This window comes from Acinetobacter sp. YH12076, assembly GCF_013419525.1.
GTDB classification, from domain to species: domain Bacteria; phylum Pseudomonadota; class Gammaproteobacteria; order Pseudomonadales; family Moraxellaceae; genus Acinetobacter; species Acinetobacter amyesii.
In genome coordinates this window covers 196,154-220,187 of the sequence record NZ_VOZY01000006.1, presented here as the reverse complement: position 1 = coordinate 220,187, position 24,034 = coordinate 196,154, and the positions used below count along the sequence as shown (strand labels likewise).

Annotated in this window: 26 protein-coding genes; 18 read left to right on the top strand and 8 right to left on the bottom strand. The window is 40.6% G+C overall.

Annotation, left to right across the window (positions count from 1 at the left end; genetic code table 11):
* Positions 1-113 precede the first annotated feature (113 nt).
* Genes FTU22_RS08050 through FTU22_RS08040 form a run of 3 tightly spaced genes read left to right on the top strand, consistent with a single transcriptional unit; the run spans position 114 to position 2,805 of the window.
* Complete coding sequence (locus FTU22_RS08050; protein ID WP_111885574.1) at positions 114-710, top strand: TetR/AcrR family transcriptional regulator; 597 nt, start codon at positions 114-116, stop codon at positions 708-710.
* Positions 707-1,912 carry an MFS transporter gene (locus FTU22_RS08045; protein ID WP_180093835.1) on the top strand — a complete coding sequence of 402 codons (1,206 nt, stop codon included), beginning with the start codon at positions 707-709 and terminating at the stop codon, positions 1,910-1,912. The genes FTU22_RS08050 and FTU22_RS08045 overlap by 4 nt, the downstream gene beginning before the upstream one ends.
* Positions 1,912-2,805, top strand: coding sequence for a LysR substrate-binding domain-containing protein (locus FTU22_RS08040; protein WP_078191428.1), 894 nt, complete (start codon positions 1,912-1,914; stop codon positions 2,803-2,805). The genes FTU22_RS08045 and FTU22_RS08040 overlap by 1 nt, the downstream gene beginning before the upstream one ends.
* Before the next feature lie 120 nt (positions 2,806-2,925).
* Here FTU22_RS08040 and FTU22_RS08035 read toward each other — a convergent pair whose 3' ends face one another.
* Complete coding sequence (locus FTU22_RS08035) at positions 2,926-3,834, bottom strand: DUF4349 domain-containing protein (protein WP_180093833.1); 909 nt, start codon at positions 3,832-3,834, stop codon at positions 2,926-2,928.
* A gap of 215 nt (positions 3,835-4,049) precedes the next feature.
* On the opposite strand from FTU22_RS08035, the gene FTU22_RS08030 reads away from it, so the two are divergent.
* Positions 4,050-4,658, top strand: a complete 609-nt coding sequence (locus FTU22_RS08030) for a glutathione S-transferase family protein (RefSeq protein WP_180093875.1) — start codon at positions 4,050-4,052, stop codon at positions 4,656-4,658.
* 65 nt (positions 4,659-4,723) lie between these two features.
* Here the strand turns inward: FTU22_RS08030 and FTU22_RS08025 are convergent, their stop codons facing one another.
* Both FTU22_RS08025 and FTU22_RS08020 read right to left on the bottom strand, forming a co-directional pair.
* Positions 4,724-6,328: a bifunctional 3-(3-hydroxy-phenyl)propionate/3-hydroxycinnamic acid hydroxylase gene (locus tag FTU22_RS08025; RefSeq protein WP_180093831.1), complete on the bottom strand. Its 1,605-nt coding sequence runs from the start codon at positions 6,326-6,328 to the stop codon at positions 4,724-4,726.
* Between the two features lie 343 nt (positions 6,329-6,671).
* Positions 6,672-6,893: a hypothetical protein gene (locus tag FTU22_RS08020; protein ID WP_078191424.1), complete on the bottom strand. Its 222-nt coding sequence runs from the start codon at positions 6,891-6,893 to the stop codon at positions 6,672-6,674.
* 570 nt (positions 6,894-7,463) lie between these two features.
* On the opposite strand from FTU22_RS08020, the gene FTU22_RS08015 reads away from it, so the two are divergent.
* From FTU22_RS08015 to FTU22_RS08000, 4 genes are all read left to right on the top strand, one after another.
* Complete coding sequence (locus FTU22_RS08015) at positions 7,464-8,477, top strand: GTP-binding protein (protein ID WP_180093874.1); 1,014 nt, start codon at positions 7,464-7,466, stop codon at positions 8,475-8,477.
* 65 nt (positions 8,478-8,542) lie between these two features.
* The gene (locus FTU22_RS08010) at positions 8,543-9,073 is read left to right on the top strand and encodes a YaeQ family protein (RefSeq protein ID WP_168379277.1); all 531 of its coding nucleotides are present in this window, start codon (positions 8,543-8,545) and stop codon (positions 9,071-9,073) included.
* Between the two features lie 506 nt (positions 9,074-9,579).
* Positions 9,580-9,918, top strand: coding sequence for an FKBP-type peptidyl-prolyl cis-trans isomerase (locus FTU22_RS08005; protein WP_078191421.1), 339 nt, complete (start codon positions 9,580-9,582; stop codon positions 9,916-9,918).
* 127 nt (positions 9,919-10,045) lie between these two features.
* Positions 10,046-11,902 carry a diguanylate cyclase domain-containing protein gene (locus FTU22_RS08000; protein ID WP_373886218.1) on the top strand — a complete coding sequence of 619 codons (1,857 nt, stop codon included), beginning with the start codon at positions 10,046-10,048 and terminating at the stop codon, positions 11,900-11,902.
* A 143-nt stretch (positions 11,903-12,045) separates the two neighbouring features.
* Here the strand turns inward: FTU22_RS08000 and FTU22_RS07995 are convergent, their stop codons facing one another.
* Positions 12,046-12,492: a GNAT family N-acetyltransferase gene (locus tag FTU22_RS07995; protein WP_078191420.1), complete on the bottom strand. Its 447-nt coding sequence runs from the start codon at positions 12,490-12,492 to the stop codon at positions 12,046-12,048.
* A gap of 435 nt (positions 12,493-12,927) precedes the next feature.
* On the opposite strand from FTU22_RS07995, the gene FTU22_RS07990 reads away from it, so the two are divergent.
* Complete coding sequence (locus FTU22_RS07990) at positions 12,928-13,416, top strand: hypothetical protein (protein ID WP_180093829.1); 489 nt, start codon at positions 12,928-12,930, stop codon at positions 13,414-13,416.
* Here FTU22_RS07990 and FTU22_RS07985 read toward each other — a convergent pair.
* From FTU22_RS07985 to FTU22_RS07975, 3 genes are read right to left on the bottom strand one after another with little or no spacing between them, the layout of a single operon-like run.
* The gene (locus tag FTU22_RS07985) at positions 13,398-13,961 is read right to left on the bottom strand and encodes a TetR/AcrR family transcriptional regulator (protein ID WP_180076709.1); all 564 of its coding nucleotides are present in this window, start codon (positions 13,959-13,961) and stop codon (positions 13,398-13,400) included. The genes FTU22_RS07990 and FTU22_RS07985 overlap by 19 nt on opposite strands.
* Before the next feature lie 50 nt (positions 13,962-14,011).
* The gene (locus tag FTU22_RS07980) at positions 14,012-14,902 is read right to left on the bottom strand and encodes an alpha/beta fold hydrolase (protein WP_180093827.1); all 891 of its coding nucleotides are present in this window, start codon (positions 14,900-14,902) and stop codon (positions 14,012-14,014) included.
* 55 nt (positions 14,903-14,957) lie between these two features.
* Positions 14,958-15,743: a crotonase/enoyl-CoA hydratase family protein gene (locus FTU22_RS07975; protein ID WP_180093825.1), complete on the bottom strand. Its 786-nt coding sequence runs from the start codon at positions 15,741-15,743 to the stop codon at positions 14,958-14,960.
* A 222-nt stretch (positions 15,744-15,965) separates the two neighbouring features.
* On the opposite strand from FTU22_RS07975, the gene pnuC reads away from it, so the two are divergent.
* From pnuC to FTU22_RS07955, 4 genes are all read left to right on the top strand, one after another.
* Complete coding sequence (pnuC, locus tag FTU22_RS07970) at positions 15,966-16,556, top strand: nicotinamide riboside transporter PnuC (RefSeq protein ID WP_111885562.1); 591 nt, start codon at positions 15,966-15,968, stop codon at positions 16,554-16,556.
* A gap of 263 nt (positions 16,557-16,819) precedes the next feature.
* Entirely contained in the window at positions 16,820-17,119 is a 300-nt protein-coding gene (locus FTU22_RS07965; protein ID WP_180093823.1) for a hypothetical protein, read from the top strand.
* A 109-nt stretch (positions 17,120-17,228) separates the two neighbouring features.
* Positions 17,229-17,522: a hypothetical protein gene (locus tag FTU22_RS07960; RefSeq protein ID WP_180093821.1), complete on the top strand. Its 294-nt coding sequence runs from the start codon at positions 17,229-17,231 to the stop codon at positions 17,520-17,522.
* A gap of 166 nt (positions 17,523-17,688) precedes the next feature.
* The gene (locus tag FTU22_RS07955) at positions 17,689-18,195 is read left to right on the top strand and encodes a DUF2505 family protein (RefSeq protein ID WP_180093819.1); all 507 of its coding nucleotides are present in this window, start codon (positions 17,689-17,691) and stop codon (positions 18,193-18,195) included.
* A gap of 41 nt (positions 18,196-18,236) precedes the next feature.
* Here the strand turns inward: FTU22_RS07955 and FTU22_RS07950 are convergent, their stop codons facing one another.
* Positions 18,237-19,517, bottom strand: a complete 1,281-nt coding sequence (locus tag FTU22_RS07950; protein WP_180093817.1) for an MFS transporter — start codon at positions 19,515-19,517, stop codon at positions 18,237-18,239.
* A gap of 741 nt (positions 19,518-20,258) precedes the next feature.
* Between FTU22_RS07950 and def the strand changes: the two genes are divergently transcribed.
* The 5 genes from def (at position 20,259) to FTU22_RS07925 (ending at position 23,955) form a co-directional block, all read left to right on the top strand.
* Entirely contained in the window at positions 20,259-20,741 is a 483-nt protein-coding gene (gene def, locus FTU22_RS07945; protein WP_180093815.1) for a peptide deformylase, read from the top strand.
* Positions 20,742-20,931: 190 nt separating this feature from the next.
* On the top strand, positions 20,932-21,102 hold the full coding sequence (locus tag FTU22_RS07940) for a hypothetical protein (RefSeq protein WP_180093813.1): 171 nt from the start codon (positions 20,932-20,934) through the stop codon (positions 21,100-21,102).
* A 6-nt stretch (positions 21,103-21,108) separates the two neighbouring features.
* On the top strand, positions 21,109-22,143 hold the full coding sequence (locus tag FTU22_RS07935; protein WP_218956297.1) for a GGDEF domain-containing protein: 1,035 nt from the start codon (positions 21,109-21,111) through the stop codon (positions 22,141-22,143).
* A 17-nt stretch (positions 22,144-22,160) separates the two neighbouring features.
* The gene (locus tag FTU22_RS07930) at positions 22,161-22,613 is read left to right on the top strand and encodes a hypothetical protein (protein ID WP_180093809.1); all 453 of its coding nucleotides are present in this window, start codon (positions 22,161-22,163) and stop codon (positions 22,611-22,613) included.
* 64 nt (positions 22,614-22,677) lie between these two features.
* Positions 22,678-23,955 (top strand): glutaminase, encoded by a 1,278-nt coding sequence (locus tag FTU22_RS07925; protein ID WP_180093807.1) that lies wholly within the window; start codon positions 22,678-22,680, stop codon positions 23,953-23,955.
* The last annotated feature ends 79 nt before the right edge of the window (positions 23,956-24,034 follow it).

Below are 24,034 nucleotides of genomic sequence, written 5' to 3'. Positions count from 1 at the left end.
ATTTGAGTTCCGAGTGTGCGACTAAAGTTTATTCTTCGAAGCTCAGTTAAAGATAGTCATTCAGTCCAATACTGTTTAATATAAAACGATACGTAGCGTTTCGTTTTTAAATTATGAGTGAAACTGAAAAAACTTCTCGGCGTAAGCAATGTATCTTACAAGCGGTCACAGATGCTTTGGCGGAAAGTGATTATCGAAGCATGACCATTGAAGACATTGCGGCTCGCGCAGGCGTGGGAAAATCGACGATTTACCGTTGGTGGAAGCATAAGTCCGATCTGGTTTTCGATGCTTTTAAAGCGCACACCGCGTCGGTGTTTGAACTCGATTTATCACAAAGTTTGGAGTTCAATCTAAATCAACAATTGCTCAAACTATCACGGGCTTTAAATCAGCACGTAGGTCGAGCATTGTTGGTTGTATTGGCGGAGCATCGTGAAGCAGCGGGTGAGTTTTTTAAACAGTATTTATTACCTCGACGAGAAGCCACACGTGAGCTGATTCAATTGGCCATTCAACGAGGAGAAATTCGCGCAGATTATCCTTTCGAACTCATGTTGGACATGTTGTACGGCCCGATTCATTATCAGATCATTTTCTTTAATACCCAGCCAGATGAAGACTATATCAAGCGACTGGTGCAGTTGGCGCTAAACCCGATTTTTATGCAGTCCCAAGCCACGCGTAGCAGCGAGACAATGACCTCATGACTACTCAACATCAGGCATCGCTATGGAACAAGTCTTTCGTTTTTTGTCTGTGTAATAACATGTTTTTATTTAGCTATTACTTTGCGTTGCTGACAATATTGCCCATTTATATTATGAAAGAATTGGGTGGTTCGATTCAGCAAGCGGGTATGGCTTTAACGCTGTTTTTGGTGTCATCCATTGCGATTCGTCCCTTTTCCGGCATGATCATTGAACGTTTTGGTAAAGCCAATTCTGTGCGTATTTCAGGCTTTATCTTTGTCGTTTTTGCGCTGAGTTATTTGTGGATTGACAGCATGTGGTCGTTGTTGGTCATTCGTTTTTTACATGGTTTTTGGTTCAGTATATTAACCACGGTCAATGTTCCCATCGTAAATGATTACATCCCAGATCATCGAAAAGGCGAAGGCATGGGTTACTTTGTCATGTCGACCAACTTAGGCGTGGTGATCGGGCCATTTTTAGCGCTGAGTATGATTCAATTCAGCAGTTTTAGTACCTTATTTGCAGTGTTAGCCTTATTGGTTGCAGTGGGCTATATTTTTACGTGGTTAGTTCAAGTACAAGAACACGTACAGCATAAGTCAAGTGATCAAGCGAGCCAATCCGCAGCCATCCAATGGCGTGATGTGATAGAAACACGGGTACTTGCCATCAGTTTTGTGGCATTGCTGACCGCATTTGCATATTCGAGTGTGATGAGCTTTATCACCGCTTATGCAGAGTTGAAGCATTTACTCGCTTATACCAGTATCTTTTTTATTGTCTTTGCTGTGTCGATGTTGCTCGTCCGTCCTTGGGTTGGCAAAGTTTATGATCGCAAAGGCCCGAGTGCAGTCATCTATCCATCCTTTATTTGCTTTGCCATTGGTTTGGTGGTTGTGAGTTTTCTCACGAATCAATGGGTGCTTTGGATATCGGCAGTTTTTATGGGCATCGGCTACGGTTCAGTGTTCCCATGCCTGCAAACGGTCGCGATTCAAACGGTAGAAAAAGCCCGAATGGGACATGCGATATCCACCTTTTTTGCCTTGTTTGATATTGGCCTTGCTGTCGGTTCGGTCATTATGGGTGTGCTGATTGCATACTTTGGATTTCAGGCAACCTATTTATTTTGTGCGGTGATGGTGCTGTTCACTACGTGGATGTATCGTCTATTCGTGGCAAACCAATTCAAACGCAGTGCTTTAGGAGCTGAATAATGGAATTACGACATCTACGATATTTTGTTGCGGTTGCCGAAGAGCTAAATTTTACCAAGGCTGCGCAGCGAATGTGTACTGTGCAACCTTCTTTAAGTCAGCAAATTAAAGACCTAGAACAGGAAGTTGGGGTGCAATTATTGATGCGAACCAACCGAAAAGTTGAACTGACTGCAGAAGGTCAGGCCTTTTTAAAAGAAGCGCGTTTGAGTTTAGAGCATGCTGAAAAAGCCATGATAGATGCGCGTCAAATTGCGCAGCTCAGTAAAGAACAACTGAATATCGGCTTTGTTCCTGTGGCTGAAATGAAGGTCTTTCCTTATATCATGCCAAATATTCGAGCTCAGTTTCCTGAGTTAAAAATTCATTTTCATAGTTTAATGGATGTCGATCAAATCAGTGCAGTGCGTAAAGGAGAGATTGATATTGCCTTTACCCGTTATGTCGAAGAAAGCCCTGATATAGAATCTGTTCAGATTTTTACTGAGCCTTTGGCGCTGATTGTACCGAAAAATTCGCCTGTTGCAGAACAGCGGCATATCAGCATTAAAAACATGAATAATCAGGATTTTATTATTAGCGATGAACACTCATCACCTGAGCTATACCGAATTATTCAAGATTTCTTTAAGCAAAATAAACTGAATGTGAACTTGGTACAGCATTCGACCAATATTTTGTTAAATGTCAATTTGGTCGGTATGGGCGTGGGATGGAGTTTGGTACCGTCTTATGTCATTCCATTGCTCGGTGATAAAATATTGGTTAAAAGTACAGTTGAACCCTTGCCGACCATTGGTCTGTATGCGAGCTATCGAAAAGATCGTAAAAATGATGCGATCGAGTTGATTTTAAAAGTATTAAAAGAGCAGTTCTATATGGGATTTTTCTAAGCCTTTAAATATTGCCCTAAGATTTAAATGAAAAAATCCCGAATTAAGCGCTTCGGGATTTTTTTAGTTATCGTATTTTTAATCAAAGACTCAATGAGACATAGTCATTGTCACTCTGATTTATTTAAACCACTTTTGTAAATAAGGTTTCATCACACGGTAGGCAATCAAACCGATAATAATAATCATATAGATTGGCCAAATCGTAATGAGAATAACCAGCAGGCTCAACACAAATTGCCAACCTTTTTGAATACCGTACCACGCTCTTTGCCAGAAACTATCGCCATTTAACTGCGCAATAGCATCAAGGTTAATATCGATATGTTCACGGACAGTGGCAGGTTGAGTAAAGCCAATCAAAATCGTGCTATAGCGGACACGATCTTGAACTTCTAAGCGAGTCAGGCGTGAGATTTCATTGATTTGTGCTGCTGCAACATGGTCGGGCACGACCTGTGTTTGCGACATTTTTTCTTCGAGTAGTTTTAGCTCATAGCGTTTTGCCGAATATTGCTGACGGTTCAAAAAATGCATAAGGGGCAACAGTTGATTAACGAAATGTGCAGCTTTTTCACTTGGCACACGAATGATCATTTCCGCTTGCGGATTTACTTTTTCAAAGATTTTAATTTTGCCGTCAGCAATCGGGTAGGATCGACTCTCTTGCACCACAAAGTCGATATTTTTCTGTTCAATAAAGCCGCCTAAACTTAGCGTCAGTTTTTCAATTTCTAAGGCCGTTTTAACGACATCTTTCGACTCAAAACTGACATTGGCTTCTCGTACCATTTTACGAGAGGCTTCGGCTGGGTTGACCTGCTCATTTAAAATAGTTTCAGGTTTTTGTGTTGTTCCAGGCGTGGTAGACGGCTCATTGGAAGTGCTTTCCGCTGCTTGATCTTGCTGTGTGCTGACTTGAGCAGGTTGTGCATCTGCGCTGGCTTCAGTTGCCATTTCTTCGGTTTTCTTGGAACAGCCTGAAATTAAAATCACCGTAAACATGGCAATTAAATATTTATTTTTCATCGATGTAGAGCTCAATTGTTTGATTATCAGAAAGTCAGAGTAAATACTTTTTGCTTTAAATATAAATTCAAATTTAGCGTAATTATTAGTCGGGCGTATTGTATCGGAAAGTGTTTAAAGCAGGGATGAACGCAACATAATTCTACATAAAGCCGCGTATAGTCATAGACAGAACAACAAGGATGAAAATAAGGATATCTACAATGAACCCAGCAATGAAACTCTACAGCAATCCACGCTCACGCAGTAATACTATTCTGCCTTTATTGAAAGAATTAGACATCGAGTCAGAAGTTGAGATTATTGAAGTGCCATATGAAGAGATGCACCAAGCGGCATATCTCAAGATTAATCCCATGGGCAAAGTTCCCTGCTTGGTCGATGGTATTGTCGTGATTAGTGAGACCGCAGCCATCTTTAGTTATTTAGCCGATAAATTCAGTGACAAAGGTTTGGCACCCGCATTGGATGATCCCAAACGTGGTGAATATTTGAAATGGATGTTTTTCTGTCATGGTCCGCTGACTGAATACATGGACATGAAAAATGTCGGCATTAGCACAGAGTTGATGGATGAGAAACGTGGCAGTTTGAGTTTTGGTAATGAAAAAATACTTTTAGATTTTATTAAAACAGGGCTTGCGCAGGCCCAGCCATATCTGTTGGGGGATAAAATTAGCGCAGCAGATTTGTATTTAGCTTATTGGATGGTGTATGCCATTTCATTCAAAATATTGCCATATTTAGAGGAATTTAAACCTTTTATTCAGCAGATTCAGCAACGTGAATCGGTAAAAGATGTGCATTGTTTTCAGTCGGTTTAAACCGATTTGTCGTCAAAAAAAACCACGCGATGTGCGTGGTTTTTTTAATTGGGTACTAAACCCAATTAAGCATGCAATTTTGCAAACAATTGTTGGCTCACGCTGTCTAAAGTTTGTGGAATTGCAATCGCTGCAACAAAACGGTCTGGGCGAAGAATCGTAATAGATTCAGTGGTTTTACCAAACCAACCACGAATATCAGTACCAATATCACCAATCGTAATCACATTGTCGTACTTGGTGCGATTTTCATTGCTAAGCTGAACAGCAGGCAATACTTGGATAAATTTAACGCCCAATTTTTGCCATTTTTTCATGGTTGCATCTGACAGACCCCATTTTGGATCGACGCCCCAAGCAATGATTGCAAAGTCGTTACCGATGACTTCATCAAGTAGGACTTTCTCACCAGATTCAAGTTGAACATGTGGTTGAATGAACATTTTACCCACAGGTGAGTCTTTAACACCGTTATTGATCAATGCACCATCGTTGTACTTCGGCATTGGCTTGAAGCGCATTTCCAATAGATATTGTTTGATCGGTTTGATGTAATTGAGTGCATAGGCGATACCATCACGCACGAAACCTTGCCATTTTTTTGGTGGCGCAAGGACATGACCCGCCATTACAGAAAGATCAATCATTGCTTTTGCATGATCTTTACGTTCAACTTGGTACGTATCTAAAAGCGCAGGGCCAGCTTTGCCTTGTACAACCATTGCAACTTTCCACGCAAGGTTGAACGCATCACGCATACCACTGTTATACCCTTGACCTTGCCAAACTGGCATGATGTGCGCAGCATCGCCTGCAAGTAAAATACGGTCTACACGGAATTTATCTGCAATACGCGCATTGTGGGTATAAACACGCTGACGAATCACTTCAATACCATCGGTCGTTGGAAGTACTTTCGACAAAAGTTTTGCAATGTTTTCAGGTTTGCTTAATTCTTCTTGAGTCTCCCCAGGCATCACCATAAATTCGAAACGACGAATACCGTGTGGAAGTGCAGCAGATACATAAGGACGCACAGGGTCACAGCATAGGTAAATGTGTGGCGTTGCAAGTGGGTCATTATTGATGTCGATTACAATCCATTGGTTCTGTGCAGTTTTACCATCGAAGCCGATGTTGAGGGTACGACGTACCACAGAGTTACCACCATCACAAGCAATCAAATACTGCGCTTGAATTATTTCAGCTTCACCGTCTTTATTTTGAATATTGAGCGTTACACCATTGGCATCTTGGCTAAAATCAGACAATTGACGAGAGAATAAAACATTTGTGGTTTCGTACTGTTTTAAACCTTGTAGCAGTACATTATCGACTTGTGGTTGAATAAAGGCATTACGACGTGAGAAACCAAATTCACGAGTGAGCGGTTGAATGTCTGCGAAACAACGGCCTTTAGGGGTTAAGAAACGCATCGCGTGGTTCGGTGTCGTATGCGGTAACACTTGGTCCACTAAACCTAATGATTGGATGGTACGTAATGATTCATCATCAATACCAATCGCACGTGGGTAGTCAATCAGGCTGTCCAGTTGTTCAATCACAGTGACATTGACGCCTTGCTTACTTAAGTAGTTTGCAATGGTTAAGCCGACAGGACCTGCGCCCAGAATGGCAACTTCCGTTGTGTAATTTGCTTTATTGCTCATGCGTAAACATCCAATCACTTCACATATGCCACTATTAAGTTCTAAACAGAGACTTTCAACAAGCTAGGCATAAGTCGAAACGATGAATCGAATTGTCGTGTTTTTTGCAGGGTTTTATTTTAAGTGGATGATATATATTTATTTATATGAAAATCATCAATCATTTTGAATGATTTATCGATCATTAAAATCTATCAATCAGTGGCTTTGAGTATAAAAAAGCCGAACCATTTTTCAATGATCCGGCGACTTTAATTCATTTAGCACAACATTTTATTAGTGAGGGATAAATGTTGAGCAGCAGACTAAATGAATTTAGCGTGTGGAGTACGCTATTCGTCTATTACTGAGCAGGTTGAGCTGGTGCAGAACCTTCAGCATTTGCTTCTGAAGCAGGTTGAGCAGCAGTACCTTCAGCAGCAGTTGTTTCAGTCGCTGGCTGTTCTTGAGTGCTAACCACTACTTTTTCTTGTTCAGGCGCTTCTTGTTTATCTTTGCTCGCAGCAAAACTTGTTGCAGCTGCAGCAGCTAGAGTAGAAGCAAGTAAAATTTGAGTTAATTTCATTTTGAGCATCCTTATATATTTTAGTAAGTCCTGAAAAGATCATCACGTCCATCAGGAGAGAACTCATGCTAAATCGAGAAAACCGAGTGATCAATGCGAGCAACAAAGTGAAACAGACTGGTTAACTGGATGAATACATAACCTTCCATCCTGTGTTTTAAATGTAAAAAAATATCGGAATCTTCATTTAACTTTGCAAGAAAAAATGACCAAATCGACTTCATGATTCATTCATTGTTTACATGATGATTACATCGATGTCGTAAATAAGCAGAATCCAGAAATTTCACTAAAATCCAAATGTAAGGATTCTTTTCGAGATAACCATTTTTTAAAATATAAGAGTTAACTTTGCCAATAAAGTGTGACCAGATATGTCATGCATTCATGCAAATGGAATAAACAGGCTGTTCAATAGCCAGATGATTATACAATTCGTTGGAATACGAGACTGATCTATGCTTTAGGAAAATGAAGACAGAGAAATGAAGACTGGGCTTGCAGCATTTTTTTGAAATCATTATGGTAAAGGCCATCAATCATTGGCTATTTATTTTGAGTGACTCACTTTTGAAATTAGTTTCTACCCACGGTGCGATTCCTGTTCATATTATTTCTGGCTTTTTAGGTGCGGGTAAAACCACAGTTTTACAGCAGTTATTGAAGCAAAAGCCAGCGGGCGAAACTTGGGCCGTACTGATGAACGAGTTTGGACAAATCGGGGTCGATCAACAGATGTTGCCGCAAGATCAAGGTTATGCGGTGAAGGAACTATTGGGTGGTTGTCTATGTTGTAGCAGCCAACTGCCGATGCAAATTGCGTTGTCACGATTATTGTCAGAGGTGAAACCCGACCGACTGTTTATCGAGCCGACAGGTTTGGGGCATCCGGGACAGCTTTTGGAGCAATTGACTGAGCCACATTGGCATCCGCATTTAGCCATGCGAGCATTGGTGACCGTGGTCGATGGCTCGCGCTTACACGATCAAGATTGGACGTCGCAAAACCTGTATGCCGATCAACTAAAAGTGGCACAAATCGTTGTGGTGTCGCATGTTGATTGTATGAGTGATGCCGATCAAGCTGGTTTGGAACGACTCAAACAAGCGTATTTACCGTATCAGCAGCAATGGATCAATGTTGTAAAAGGTGATTTAAAACTGGCAAATATTGATCTTGCCTATATGGGAAGTCCTCGTAAAATTCAGCCCTTATTGGCGATACAAAAGCAAACGCTGGTCGATGTACCCACAGAAATTAAACAGTTGCCTTATCATTATGTTGAATCCGCTCAGGGTTATAGTGTCGCAGGTTGGAAACTCCCAAAACGATGGACCTTCGATTTTTTTGACCTGTTAGATTTACTCTGTGAGCAGCAAGATTGGCTACGGATCAAAGGTATTTTTCAGACAGACCAAGGGTGGAAAACCTTTAACTTTAATCCCGATCAGTTTAATTATCAGTCGAGCGAGGAAAGTATAGATAATCGTGTCGAAATTATTTACCAGACTGATCGTGAATGGCTTGAATTTGAAGATCGCTTAATGCAGTGCCGTATCGATGCCGAGAAAGCTGAGAAATAAGTAAATCAGCGCAGCAAAAGCTTGCTAAATCTTATATGCTAGGCGCCAAATTTGAGGACTTTACCATGGCGCTAAAAGCTACAATTTATAAAGCAGATTTGAACATTGCCAATATGGATGTACACCAATATGGTGATTATCAATTGACGATGGCTTTGCATCCTTCTGAAACGATTGAACGTTTGATGGTGCGTGTCTTGGCATATGCACGCTATGCAGATGAAGCATTAGAATTTACCAAAGATCTTTTCGAAACAGACGAACCAGCGCTGTGGGAAAAAGATTTAACAGGTCAATTGGTGAAATGGATTGAAGTCGGTTGCCCTGACGAAGACAAAGTCAAAAAAGCCAGTGCTCGTTGCCCACAAGTCGCTGTGATTACTTATGGCTCATCAGTAGACGAATGGTATAAACGCAACAGCAAACTGAAAACATTGAAGAATGTTGAAATTTGGCAATTATCTGAAGCGAGTACAGCTGCCATTCAAGAGTTATGCGAACGAACCATGTCTTTACAATTAAACGTAATGGATGGCGAATGGACTTTGATAGGTGATAAAGCTCAAGCTGTGATTGAATGGACACAATTGCAATAAGTTTATCATTTGATTTAACTTTTCATGATGGGTGTGAGTTTAGGCTTGCATCCTTGTCGCTATAACTATTTTTTCAGCTAATACGATTCTGATAATTTAACTGTCGATTTAAAACTCAGTTGACCTAAAACCAAAATAAAAATTTAATTCGGGAAATTTTCTAGCCCCCCATTTATGTAATGCCTATGGATGAATCCTCTTTATTATCTTTGTAAATAGCGTTGTTCTTACCGCATAAACGTCTTCATTCAATGAACGTTCAAACTTTTAGTGCGCTTTAAATTTTTTATTCGTTTCTTCCCAATGCATCTTAGGGATAACGGAATACTCATAAATGTTTCAAGACATGTGAGCTTTACTAGTAAATGTTTATTTGCATGCTGATCTAAATCATTGTGTTCTCAACTTTGCGTCGCTAAGTTCTAACGCATTCAAGGGCATCATGTTCAGACTGATTCTGTTTATAATAGTGCTTTATTTAGATTGCGGCATTTGAGGTTGAGAGCATGAGCACGGAATTAGAAATTATTGACTTAGTGGTAGGTGAAGGTAAAGAAGCGGTTAAAGGCGCTTTGATTACAACTCACTATACAGGCTGGTTAGAAGACGGTACAAAATTTGATTCATCATTGGATCGTGGTAATTATTTTGAAACAGTGATTGGTACAGGCCGTGTAATTAAAGGATGGGATCAGGGCATCATGGGGATGAAAGTCGGTGGTAAACGTAAGTTAATCGTGCCATCACATTTGGCTTATGGTGAACGTAAAATGGGTAATGTAATTCCTGCCAATTCAAATCTTATTTTTGAGATTGAATTGTATGATGTAAAAACTCGCGATTAATACAGTGACTGTTTTAGATCAGTGACATGGAAGTTATTGATCAATTTGATAAAATAGTAGTTGTTATTTTTGTCTTTTACCTTAGATTAGAATAATTGCTCGAGTATAAACGCAGGAATCAAAGCCGTTGTCTTTACAGTTGCCTTGCACCAGATTGTTCTGGGTTCTTACCTTTATTATTTTTACATTGGCATTCACTGTATCGACTGCTCAAGCACAGTATGAAACTGCTCCTAAATCGTTTTATTTAAAACATCAAAACGAAGTTAACCAAATCTACTTCACAGAAGATACCAGTAGCCTATTGCAAGGCAAATGGTTGTTTTATCCAAATCAATTTTTAACGTCTCCAAGTTCGGTTCTGGTCGGTCAAACGGTCTATCTGCCTGCTTCATTTAAAGACATCACAGGGGACAGTAAAGGTTTTGGGACATTTACTGGACATTTCCAAATCCCCAAACAATTTATTGGCCGTCGTATCGCAATATTGATTCCAAATCAGTACGGTGCGTATCGGGTATTTTTAAATGGTGATGTGATCGTCCGTTTGGGTGAAGTGGGACAAACTGAAGCAGAACAAAAAACGGAGAATGCACCGCGAATTGCCTATTTCGTCGCTCAAGATGAATATTTCACCTTAACCATTCAAGCTTCGAGTTTTAACAGTATGCATGGCGGTTTTGAAAACCCAATGCGCATTGGTATTGCCAAGACAATAAACCGCCAGTTCCAACGACAAATGATGAGTATTGGAATGGTGTCTGGCGCCGTCTTGGGTGTGGGACTATTTACGATCCTATTTTCTGTTTTCCGAGGTTTACGCGGTCGCAATAGCCGAAGTAACTTGGTGTTTGGCTTATTTATTGTCTTTTTAGCATTCCATAATTTATTTTCAGCACCTTATGCCTATACCACTTTTACCGATATCAATTGGTTGTGGGGCACGCGATTAGAATATTTATTTACTTATTTGGCGTCGATTTTCTTTTTAAGTTATATCCACTTACTCAGTCGTCGCTATTTATTTACCTTAAATTATCAGATCGCGATGTTGCTGTTGTCTTTGAATATTTCAGTGACATTTGTTTCGACGCCTGAAATTTTTCAGCCTTTGGCAACCTACAGCTTTGCCTATGTGATCGTTGTTCTGAGTAATTTTGCGTATGGTTTTTACCTAACACTGAAAAAGAAAGAACCGTATTCAAAATTAAATTTAATCGCGGTTATTTTCCTGTGCATTACTTTTTTAAACGACTTCTTGCTGATGATGAATTTGATTGATTCAGTCAATTTATCGTTCATTTCAACCAGTTTGTATGCCTTGTTGATCATGTTTCAGCAATCGCATCACTATGCACAGCAGTCGATGCATACCGAGCAGTTAAATAATAGTCTGCTTGAGCTAAACAGTTCACTCGATCAGAAAGTCAAAGAGCGCACCTTACAGCTCCATGAGCTGAATAAAAAATTAGAGCTACAAATTCGTATTGATGCCTTAACGGGGGCATTCAATCGTCGTGCTTTGAATGCCGAAATTCAACGTTTATATTCAGAAGTCCGTTTTCATAGTCATCGAACATTGGTCTTTGCCATGTTAGATGTCGATTATTTTAAAAATTATAATGACCACTATGGACATCTCAAAGGCGATGAGGTGTTACAGCAGATCGTGAAAACCATGCAAAATACCCTGCCAAGTTCAGCCTATGTGGCTCGCTACGGGGGAGAAGAGTTTGCCATATTGATGCATGATGTTCCGTATGCGATTGCCCAAGAGCAATTACAATTGGTACTCGAAGCCATGCGTAATGAACAGCTTGAACATGTTAATCGGGGTGATGACAAAAATTACGTCACTCTAAGTTTGGGCATGGCATGGATGGATAAGCAAAATGACTTCGACAGTATCGAAGCCTTAATGAAGCATGCAGACCATTATTTATATATGGCTAAACAGGCAGGACGCGATCAACTTAAGCCTTGATACTCCGTTGTAAACGGTGAAAACTTTGCGGTGCTATCGCTAGTATCCTTTGCCAATACTTATTTAGATTGATCTCTTTTTAAATTCACCTATCATATTCATCCTATTTGAAAATCTATCTTTTTATGAGGTTTGCCTCTCTACTAACAGAGCTGTTTGACCAATTTGAGCGGAACATCGGCAGGCTCAAAATCCTGATGTGCGACAAAGCCATATTTTTGGTAAAAGGCGAGTGCTGTATGAGTACTTTCTAGACTGATCTCGGTAATATTCTTTTTTCGGACGCAGTGCATCATGTTTAACAATAACGCCTTACCAATGCCTTGGTACTGACGTTCAGGGCAGATATAGTTCAGTAAAATTTGTCCCTGATCACTGACTAAAATAAAGCCGACCACTCGATTGTCACTGACGTAGACCCAACTGTCGTTGTAAAGCATCCACATTAAGATATTTGATTGATTTGCCTCCTCAAGCCAAGTTTGAATCACACTTTCATTACGTTGATGGTCCTGGATACATGAACGAATGCTGTTGTGAATCACGTGAATAATTTCGGGTATATCCTGAATTTGTGCTTCGCGTATCATAATTTTTTCTTTTTATAGAAAACTCCAACAGCCTGTCATTTCAGAAGATATCGCCTTGTGCTTAAAGAGGCTTCTTGTTGCGTTTTATGTTTTTTTGCAGCCATTGCGCCGTTGGGTTGGGTTTTTATTTCAAAATTGTTGCAAAATTTACAAATGTATATTTATAAATTAATCGTTAAATACGGATAAATAACGACATAAATGCATCTAACTATACTGTTTTAAAAGTAATAATAGATTTTTTAGAAATGTATACATACTCAATGATTTCAGCAGGTGTAATAGTTTGAAATAAATTAGCAAAGAAAATAGGCAAGATTTCAGCTTTAAAATAATTTTGTATGAATTTTAAACGTTATTGTGCGTTATATTAGTCCATAAAAATATTCGGTGATTAATGATGTGTATGCGCGTCATCGGCAGTAGGTTGTTATTATGGTTAATTTTCTCATTGTGATGTGTATTCTGATTGCGTTGTCTGCAGCAGGAATCGTGGTCAAAAAAATGATAAAAACAGAAAAATATCGTCAAAAATATATGCGTTACCAAGCACCAAAAAAATCGAACAGTATCTCTCTAGCATCAAATGATGATGCTATACGCCAAGTCGATCAGGTGATTGAAGTAGATGAATATGAACAGCAACTTTTTGATGATATCGCGGAAATTTTCTTTCAACAACAATACAAACTAGATTCGCTACAGGCAGCCGAACAGTTACAAGAAGTTTTTTTACGTCGCATGCCAGTCAATTGTAAAACTCAAATTCGCCAATTAGATCTGAATGAATGGTCGATTTATTGGAGTTTTTACAATCAATCGCTCGAGTATTATTTAGGCCGATACGGTGAGTTTTATACACATGTCGACCGTTTTGGCGAAGAACATAAAATTGAATATCGCTATCAAGACTCCGCAAGTTGAAGCAAAATGCGATCTTGGACTAAATCGAGATAACTCAAATCATCGGTTATTCGGGCCATTAAAATCGCGCCTTCATAATCCGCCAAGCTGACTTTGGCAAGTTGAGCGGCATGTTCGATGCTCATGCATCGCTGAAAAAACACTTCAAAGGCCAGTTGCCACTCCTGAAAGATGGACTGTAATTTTGCAAAAATCTCGGTAGGCAAATGTTGACGTTCCATACTTAATATCCCGACTAAACAACCTAATCCACCTTGGCTAAAAAACTGGATGGCCAGTTGATGGATGTGCGGGTAAGTCTGTTGAGGTGATGCAGTGGATCGCTGTAATTGCTGAAAAATACTGTGCTTTAACTTCACGTGTGTCAGGTTTAAAATTTCCATCAGCAAAGCGTCTTTATTTGGATAGTCATAATAAAACGCAGCTTTTGAAAGTCCACAGGCTTCAGCCAATTTCCCCATGCTGCAGCCCATATAGCCATAGCGTTTAAAGGCGTGTGCTGACTGTAACAATAGATGTTCAGAGGTGTTTTTCCGTGGACGCATGTATCTCTCTATCCGAATAATTCAATGTGCTATGTATGAAGTAAATTGGTCTAGGCGACTAATAGTTCGTCAAACCGTCCAATCACTTCCTGCCATAAGAGTTCAGCACCTTTGCGGAAATATCCCATATGACCAATCTGTTTTAGGCCATAATCTTGCGCTTCAATATTGATATAGTGCATTGATGCTTGCGCATAATGTTGCATAAAAGCATGTCGTGAATTGGGTAATGCCCAATCATCATCGAGTGCAGCGACCGCATAGATCGGCGTTTGAACTGCAGCATATTGTTGAGATAGCTCACTCAGCTCAGGGTCGGCAAAGAAATAGGTTGGGTTTTTACACCAACGGCGCCATTGTTTATAGACATCGACAGGAAGGTCAGCGCCCATATTGAGTTTGCTCCAAGGCAAATACCCTTTGATGGCAACCATCGGCGGAAAAACGATATTCCACATAACATGAACCTTCATTTTTTCTTTAAAGGGCATATAGCCATGCCAACCTGCGCCAGTGCCAAAACAATACATGGCACGTATCTGATCGTGATTTGAGGTGAGGCCTAATGCTTGACCGCCATAGGAGTGTCCCACTAGAAAAGTTTCCTGACCGTGTTGTTGCATATAAGCTATGGCACCAGAAAGGTCATAACGTCCCCAGTCGAGGTAGGACATCTTAAAGCCTTTGAGTTTTGGAGGAGCAGAACGTCCTATACCACGATAATCAAAAGTCAGTACTTGATAACCGAGTCCTGCGGCATACTCGGCAAAACGACGGTAAAATTGTTGAGGTACACCTGTCGCACTTGAAATAATAATATTGGCTTTAACGGCAGAATTAGGTCGATATTCAACACCTGAAAGTGTATAGCCATCGGTTGCAGGGAAACTCACGGGTGTAGTACGTATTTCTTGCGTTGCTTGTTCTAAATCCGTTGGCATAATTTTTCTCTTGATGTTGCAGGGCGCTAAGGGTTTATTCGGTTTATCAATAGGCTTATTTGCCCTGAAAATTGGCTGCGCGACGTTGTAGCATGGCCATCACGCCTTCTTGTACATCTTGTGTTTTTAGTAGTGGTTGTAAGTGCTGATCCAATTGAGCAAATGCAGCATCGGCTCCCAAATGCACACCTTGCTGTGCTGCAGCGAGTGTTGCCTGAACCGCCAGTGGTGCGGCCTGCGCAATTTGTTCCGCAAGTTCTATCGCACGAGATAAGGGCGCTTGCTCAGTGATTTCAGTCACCAAGTTCATGTCATATGCTGTTTGCGCATTGAAACGTTCACCCGTGAGTAAATAGCGCATGGCTTTATTCCAACCCGCTGCTTGCACAAAGCGAACTGTTGCGCCACCAAAGGGAAGAATGCCACGTTGCACTTCCATTTGAGCAAACTCCGTCTGACGCTGTGCGATCACGACATCGGCATTCAGCATGAGTTCAATACCCGCTGTAAAACAGAATCCTTGTACCGCGACGACAACTGGTTTTTTTCGTTGTCGTGAGTTGGTTCCCCACGGATTAATTTGCAGATCAGGAAAATTAAATAGTCCACTGCCAAGTTTGGGTTGTAGTTCGACCAAGTCTAGACCTGCAGTAAAATGATCACCATGAGCAAAAATCACTGCACAGCGTAAATTTGGATCATCTTCATATTCAGTGAGCGCCAATGAAAGGTCATGAATTAAATGACTGTCAAACGCATTTCGTTTATCTGCACGGTCCAAACCGATTAAATAAAGATGACCACGGATTTCTCGACTTACACGACCTTGTTGTTCTGACATTTGGATGATTCCTTCTGATTATTCTTTATGCATAGCTATGTTTTTAAACGATTGTTAGAAAACTGTCAAAACTGATGCGTTCAAAACATCAAAATCAAATTCAGTTGGATGAATGGTTTTATTTACAATTTACAGAGTTGATATGAAATAGTGCATGATATAGCTTGCCTTTAGGCTGAATTTTTCCATAATAGCTGCAGCTTTTTTAAGGCCCAATCAACCATGTCGAACTTAGAAATATTTGCAGTCATTATTAGCTTAATCGGGGTGACTTTAACCATAAAGCGAAATATGTGGTGTTGGTGGTTTAACTTTGCAGCTTTTTTGCTGTATGCCTACTTGTTTTATACCTACAAACTTTATGGCGAAACCATTTTGCAGTTTTTCTTTGTGGTGGTGAACTTCTACGGTTTTTATCACTGGTTGAAGGGCAAACAACAAGATCATGACATCCGTATTGAACCGATTGCGACCAAAATTGTGATCTTTCAAATGCTCTTAGCTGCGGTGGGCGGTTTGATTTTTGGTTTAAGCCTGCACTATTTTACCGATGCAGCCGTACCAATTTTGGATGCACAATTGGCCGCGTTTAGCTTACTCGCAACGTATTGGACCAGCCGGAAACATATTGCTACTTGGGTGCTTTGGGTATTTGTCGATATTATCTATGTGGGTATGTTTATATACAAAGACCTGTATCTCACTGCGGCGTTGTATGCAGGTTTTGTGGGCTTGGCGGCATTTGGTTGGTGGCAATGGACACAAGTCAAAAATAAACAGCAGCAACAGGCGATGAAAGCTTTATCCATTTAGCCCACAGATGTTTTTTTCATTCCCAATTTGACAATTTATAAAAATATATTTACTTTGTAACCATAAAGGGCATTTCATAATCGGGCTTCACCCTGATGAGAAGTGCCTTTTTTATGCCTTAAGAAATGTGGCTGTGTTCATTTGAGTCTAAGACATGTCATAAAATCCTCTGTGAATTTATAAGCAAAATTGGGTATCTGCGAAGCTTGATTTTAATAGCCGATGATCCGATCCCGATGAATAAGTAAAGAGCGTGCAGAGTCATGATTATCGACTTTCAACATGAGCAGCAACTGCGTTTTGACCGACAAGCTGCATTTCTACTGCAGCAAAAGGCGAGCTTTTTTCAGTTTGAGCAAATAGCAGATGTGTATAACGCTGAATGGCTCAAGGCATTTCCACAAGGGACGCAATGTAGCATCAGCGGTTTGGATGATGGTGCAGATGAATACGGCATCCAGATCAGTTATAAACACCAAAGCATCTTGATCGATTATTCACAACCGATCAAATTGGTACACCGTGATCGGGATGGTGTAGTGCATAGCATGCTGTTAAATTAACAACTTAAATTAAACTGAGATTTATAAAAGCAGTACCACAAAGATTTGTTATAGAAATATAAAAATAAGCGCAAGAAGAAATGAAAAGATATGGGAAGCTATTAAAGCAATGACGCAACTTGATCCCAAAGATTCAACATTTGAAATTTTTAATCAGCTATGTTTTGAACTGTTTCATCATTATGGCTCGCACTGCAAGTCTTTTGAACCTAGCGCTTTAATACATGCAAAACCAATGCAACAGCTTCCTGAACAAGCCAGCTTTGATATTTTTAGCCTCGACTTTGGTCATTGGTACGCAAAGTTGTCCTATGCAGGGATGTATTTAAAAATTGATGCGGGCTGGGAATTTCAGCTCGAGTTGAAAAATCAGCATGGGCAAATATTTCAAAAAAGCCTTTAAGGCAGAGTCCCTCTGAGTTGCAGTATGGCAATTCTGTTTTTCTAGCTTGGTTTCAGGTCAATGACAGCGACAGCGCTTTCCGATTTAATCCAAAGCACAGTTTTAGCAACTGTAGACTGGGCGAAATAAAACAATAAAACCAATATTGACCTGAAGGATTACGAGAATGGCACATCAATTTACCGTCAATGCCACAATTCATGGCGTTTCACTTGAAGATTTTAAACGACTAGCCGCAGATATCAGCTTGCATGAAGCGGTGTGCAAACGCATACCGGGTGAAAATCTAGAAATTTTAGAATCAAAAAAAACAGGTGATATGTATACCTTAAAACGTGCCTATAACTTGGATGTAAATATTCCAGATATTGCCAAGAAGTTTTTAAAAGATGCGTTTCGTCTGAAACGTACGGATATTAGTAATTTGGCGGCATTAACCTCTGACGTCAAACTAGATCCGAACCTACCGCTCGAAGCCAGTTGTAAACGAAGTGTCAGTGGTGATGCAACACAAGTGAGTTTCAATTTGGACTGGACGGTGAAAGTCAAAGTTCCACTGATTGGTGGATTACTTGAAAAACATGCAGAAGGTGAAATTCGTCGTTTTAGTCAGCTTGAGATTGAAATTGTAGAAGATGAATTGCGTAAAAATTTAAAGCCTGAATTGATTTGAAAGCAAGTTAAAAAAAGCGGTCATTGACCGCTTTTTTATTTTTAGTGCGAAGTTTTTTCAAAACGTTGACGATAGAGCATCGCAGTAAAGACGGTCACCAAACAGACGCTCCATATATAATACATGGCGCCAATGTTGCTGTATAAACTCAACCATTGAACCAATGGCAAGGTGATACCACCCGCGATGGCATAAGCCAAATTGTATGAAAATGAAATGCCCGAGAAACGAATCTGTGCAGGGAACATTTTCACCATACTATAAGACACCATACCAACCGTGCCTGATGCCAAACCGAGCAGCATATAGAGCGCAAACACGGTCGATGCTGCCACATGGCCCAAGCTGTTATAGAACACTCCCGCAATTATCGCAACAAGGAGGGAACCGAATAGCATCACTTTACCCGCACCGAAGCGATCTGCCAAAAGACCTGCCAAGATACAACCGACCATTTGCATCACAATAGCGGCACTTTGCATTTTAAAGGCATCGGCACGTTCAAAACCAAAGGCGCCCGTGAGTAAATTTGGCATCGCTAAAATCAGCACAACAACGCAGCCAGTTAAGAACCATGTAAACAGCATACCAATCACAACGCCTGTTTTGTGCTGTTGCAGTACTTGTTTCACTGGAAGCTCTTTAGCCAATTGTTTCTTTTCTTGCATGGCTTTAAATACAGGCGTTTCTTTTAAATAACTGCGGAGATAGAGCGCAACAAAGCCAAAGATCCCGCCTAAAATAAATGGAATCCGCCATGCCCAATCATGGATTTCTGACTCTGTAAATTGTAATGAAATAAACAAAGACATCAGTGCGCCCAACAAGATACCCAAAGATAAGCCGGCAGTGAGTAAGCCATTGGCGATACCAATTTTTTGCTCAGGTACATGCTCTGAAACAAAAGTCCATGCAGCAGGGATTTCACCACCAATCGCGATGCCTTGAATCACGCGCATCAGTAGGAGCAAAAGTGGTGCTGCATAACCAATACTTTCAAAAGTCGGCATCACACCAATCATCAGTGTAGGCAAAGCCATGAGTAAAATAGACAAACTAAATAAACGCTTACGACCAATCAAATCGCCAAAATGGGCCATCACCACTCCACCCAGTGGGCGGAAAAAATATCCGGCTGCAAAAATACCGTAGGTATTCAGCATCGCCCAAAATGGACTGAGTCCAGTGGGGAAAAACAGTTCCGAAATAATTTTGGCGTAAAACACATAAATGACAAAGTCATAAAACTCAAGTGCGCCACCGAGGGATGACAGTCCGAGGGTGCGTTTATCTTGACGAGTCAGGCGTGGCTGAGCTTCCATGCAAATATTTTCCAGCAGCAAATAGCATTTGACGATTTTAGTGATTCAATTTTTTATTGAATAATCAAACTTTTTTGCCTTATTAAAAACTTATAGTTATGAAAATATTATTAATTAAGAACAAAATAATATAGATAAAGTCGCATTAACTTAAAGAATGATTGGTAATAGATAAAAGTGTACCTTGATTTATAAATGATAAATATCAATGGTATAGGGTGGTGTGATCTACTATTTTACTTTTGTACTCTATATAAACCATAAAAGATTCAAAGTCATAGTACACTGTTGTTTTATACTCAGAACCGATAATAATGCATATTGCATGGTTGTTTTTTTTAAATAACTGATATTACGCAGTAACATCAGAAGCGTTATTTGATTCAAATGAAAGAATGATACGCGGTAACGTCATCCGCAAGTGTTTGAGACAGGACTCCTTCTAATCAAAAAAGTTTTTGCGATACTTTGAATAATTTGATACTAGTGAACGAGTTTTGCGGTGAGGAGCATTGCTCCGCAAGATGGTTTCCTTGCGAAGCTTCGCTTCTCATTTTGCCTAATGAGAAACATTGTTTCGTAAGAGTACCTCCAGCCGAAGGCTAATCCCTTTATTTAAATCCTAGATGTAAGACTCCGTCGAATAAACTTAAATATCATTTTAAAATTGTGAAATTACTTTTACGTGCGTTACATCAGTTAAATAATTTAAGCTTGCTAGACTTAAAAAAGGATAAATACATGAGTTATGTTGCTGCTGTTGCACAGCGTGGTGAAGCAATTTTGACGCTCACTGCCGCAGAGGTACAAGCATCTGAAATAGGTTCTGCATGGTTAACTGCACTAATTGAAACACTGCATGCCACTATGCTTGAGCGTCAAGGCGTAGGCATTGCCGCACCGCAAATTTATGTTTCAAAGCGGGTGATTATCGTGGCTTCACGTGCAAATTTACGCTATCCCGACGCGCCTGAAATGGAGGCGATCGTGATGGTGAATCCAGTGATTACATCTCGATCGACAACGACTGTATTGGGTGAAGAAGGCTGCTTAAGTGTGCCGAATGCACGAGGACAAGTCCCGAGAGCTGAGCAAATTCACGTGCGATATTTGACGCTTCAAGGTGAAGTTAAAGAGAAAACCCTGAATGGCTTTCCCGCACGGATCGTGCAACATGAGGTCGATCATCTGAACGGGATCTTATTCACCGAGCGTTTAGAATGAAAACCGTACTATTTCAAAAAGATAAAAGTGACCAATTGAGCTAAAAAAAATAGCGGAATAGTAATTTGAATAGTGATGCAAGTGAAGTTTAAAGGCTTCAAAGGTTGCATGCTCAACTGTGAAAATAGACTTTCTTTTTGAAGCTAAAACCTTGTATAACTAGCGAAATAATAAATAAAAAAGAAGTTTAATGGGGAAAAATTGGGGCAATGCTGTCTGTACGAAATGGGGCGTGCAATGGCGTAAATTGAAGCATCTTTTGTTTGAGTCAGACTATCTCATCATCAATTGGTCTGACTACGATAAAGGGCGTTTACTCCTCATCTTTGGCATGTTGAGTCAAGTCAGCGTGTTGAAGTAGTGCATCATGAATTTTTATTATTCGTCCAATCGGATCTGGTTTAATCCGAGTGCACTCAAGTTGAGGATCATGGTCGCTTGTATAGTCCTACTCAGTTATGGCGTATTGGCAGTACTCAGTCTTTATTTCAAAAAATATTTAAATTTTAGACTGTTTTTTAGCTATTTTGCGCCCGTCCTGTTTGGGATCGGCATGATCTATGGTGGCTATATGATCGGGATCTATAGTCCTGCCACTATGGCGGGGACGGTCAATCTGCTGATGGTCGGTTTAGTTTTTTATCGTCCTGCGATTATGCTCAGTATTACATTTCCGATCACACTGTTTATTGGCTACATTTGCTATCAAACTTCGATTGACCATCTAGAATATGCACCGATTTTCAGCCCAGCTTTAAAACAGAGTGAGTTTTACGACAATGCCTTTTGGCTGATGAGTATGGCGGAGTTGTATTTACCTATATTGATCGTCAGTGCAGTATTTTTTCAGATTTTGCTTTTACAGTGGCGACACCGTGAACAAAAGATGGAAGTCCTCAGCCGTGTCGATGGGCTGACCAATGTGTTTAACCGACGTTATGTTAGTCATGAACTTGATACGCTCAGCAAACAGACACGGCCTGAATTTGCAGTGGTTTTGCTTGATCTCGACCATTTTAAATTGATCAATGACCAATATGGACATGATGCAGGGGATGCCGTTTTACAACGTGTTGCTCAAATTTTAAATGATAATACCCGTGTGCAAGATGTGGTTGGGCGTTATGGCGGCGAAGAATTTATTTTAATTTTAAAAAATCAGAGTTTAGAGCAGGCGATAGAGGTCGCTGAACGCTGTCGATTGGCCATTTCTGAAGCTGAAACTATGATAGCCAACCATCAAATGTTGAAGATTAGTGCAAGTTTCGGTGTAGCAACTGCGATCGAGGGGACACCGTCTGCTGTGGTCACGCGTATGGCCGATCAAGCGCTGTACATGGCAAAGCAACAAGGACGTAACCAAGTGCGTAGCTTTCGTGAGTTAAACTTTGCAGAAGATTAAAAACTTAAAAGATAGCGATGCAGCAATTACAATTTCAGCTCGGATTAGCGCAGCTCGACTTTCAGACCGAGCAACAGAAAATTCATTTTGATCATGGCTTAGTCGCTTTGGTGCAAAAATGTGTTCGACATCAGCGCTTCGATGCTTTGGCAATTGAATATTTGATCTATGAAATTGAAGAAATTTTAGAACGATTACAGCTCGATTATCAGACGCAGCGCTATGCTCAGTCGAATGACTCGATGCTGCATATATTGTCGCAGACCTTTTTTGAACATGCGACCCACATTGACCGACAAAGCTTAGAACATGGCTTTAATGAAATGATTGAACATACTGAATATTATCAAAATCTCTTTGGTGAACAGGCAATCATTCAACTCAGTTATTTCGTTTTTATTCGAGAAATGATGCACCATTTGAATATACAGCACATACAGGTTTTAGCTCAGAACGCGTCTTCACCATAAGGACTTATACAGATGGAGTTCAATTTGTTATAAATAAAAAAGCACACAACAAAAAATAGACCTTATGAAAACGCCTGTTCCAGATTATTTACAGCATGTCCTCAATGCCTGCGATGCCAATCAGCGCGGAGCTTTGGCAGATTATATTCCTGAGTTAGCTAATGCCAATCCAAATAGACTGGCTTTGGCACTGTCTACCGTAGATGGCACGATTTATTCCACAGGTGATGACGAAGTCGAGTTCACCATACAGTCGATGTCTAAACCCTTTGCTTATGCCTTAGCGATTCGTCATCTTGGCTTAGACAGCGTTTTACAAAAAGTCGGTGTCGAGCCATCGGGAGAGGCGTTTAATCAAATTGCGCTCGATACACAAAGCAATACCCCGAAAAACCCGATGATCAATTCGGGGGCAATCACCACACATTCACTATTACCGCATGACGAACACAGCACCCGAGCTGAAAAACTCCGTGAATTTTTAAGTGAACTGGCAGGGCATGAGCTGAGTTTTGATGAAGCGGTTTACCAGTCTGAAGTGAAGACGGCTTTTCGAAATTTGTCGATTGGTTACATGCTGCGCACAGTCGGTGTACTTGAAGAAGACCCTGAAGATGTGGTGAACGGCTATATTCGTCAGTGTGCAATATTAGTGACGGTTAAAGATTTGGCAAAAATGGCCAGTGTGCTTGCCAATGGTGGCGTGCAAGCTGCCACAGGTAAACGGTTGCTGTCACGTTCGGTGGTGCGCCAAGTGTTAAGCGTGATGATGACTTGCGGCATGTATGATGCTGCGGGTGATTGGCTGACAACGGTCGGTATTCCTGCCAAAAGCGGTGTGGCCGGTGGCATCATGGGGGCTTTACCGGGGCAGGTTGGGCTGGCGGTCTTTAGCCCGAAACTGGATACACATGGGAATAGTGTTCGAGGCGTCGAAATATTTGAACGACTGTCTAAGGACATGGGACTACATGTGATGGAGGGAACACCTTCAGCGCAAACGATCGTCCAGAGTCGCTATACCTGCGGCCTTGATCATTCGGTGGTGGTGTATGAGCTGCGTGGTGTGCTGCAATTTACGGAGTCTGAAATGTTATTGCGCATACTGCAAAATGAAGCTGTCGAACCGACTCAAATTGTCCTTGATCTCACTAATATTTCTTTGATACACGATGTTGGTGTCCGAATGCTCTTTGAAGGTGTAGATCGTTTAATTGCGGATGGTCATCGCGTGGTAGTGATCGACTCTGAGCATCTTTTGGAACAAAGTCGAAGTCATGCAGGACATGAGGTGGTTGTTCGAGAAGAGTTGGGTCAATATTTACAACGGTTTGAGCGTTAATGGACCAAAAGCCATTGTTGATTCATACAAGGTGCTCATAAGTTTCGTGCTTAGATCGGCTATAATTTTCTTTTTGCGT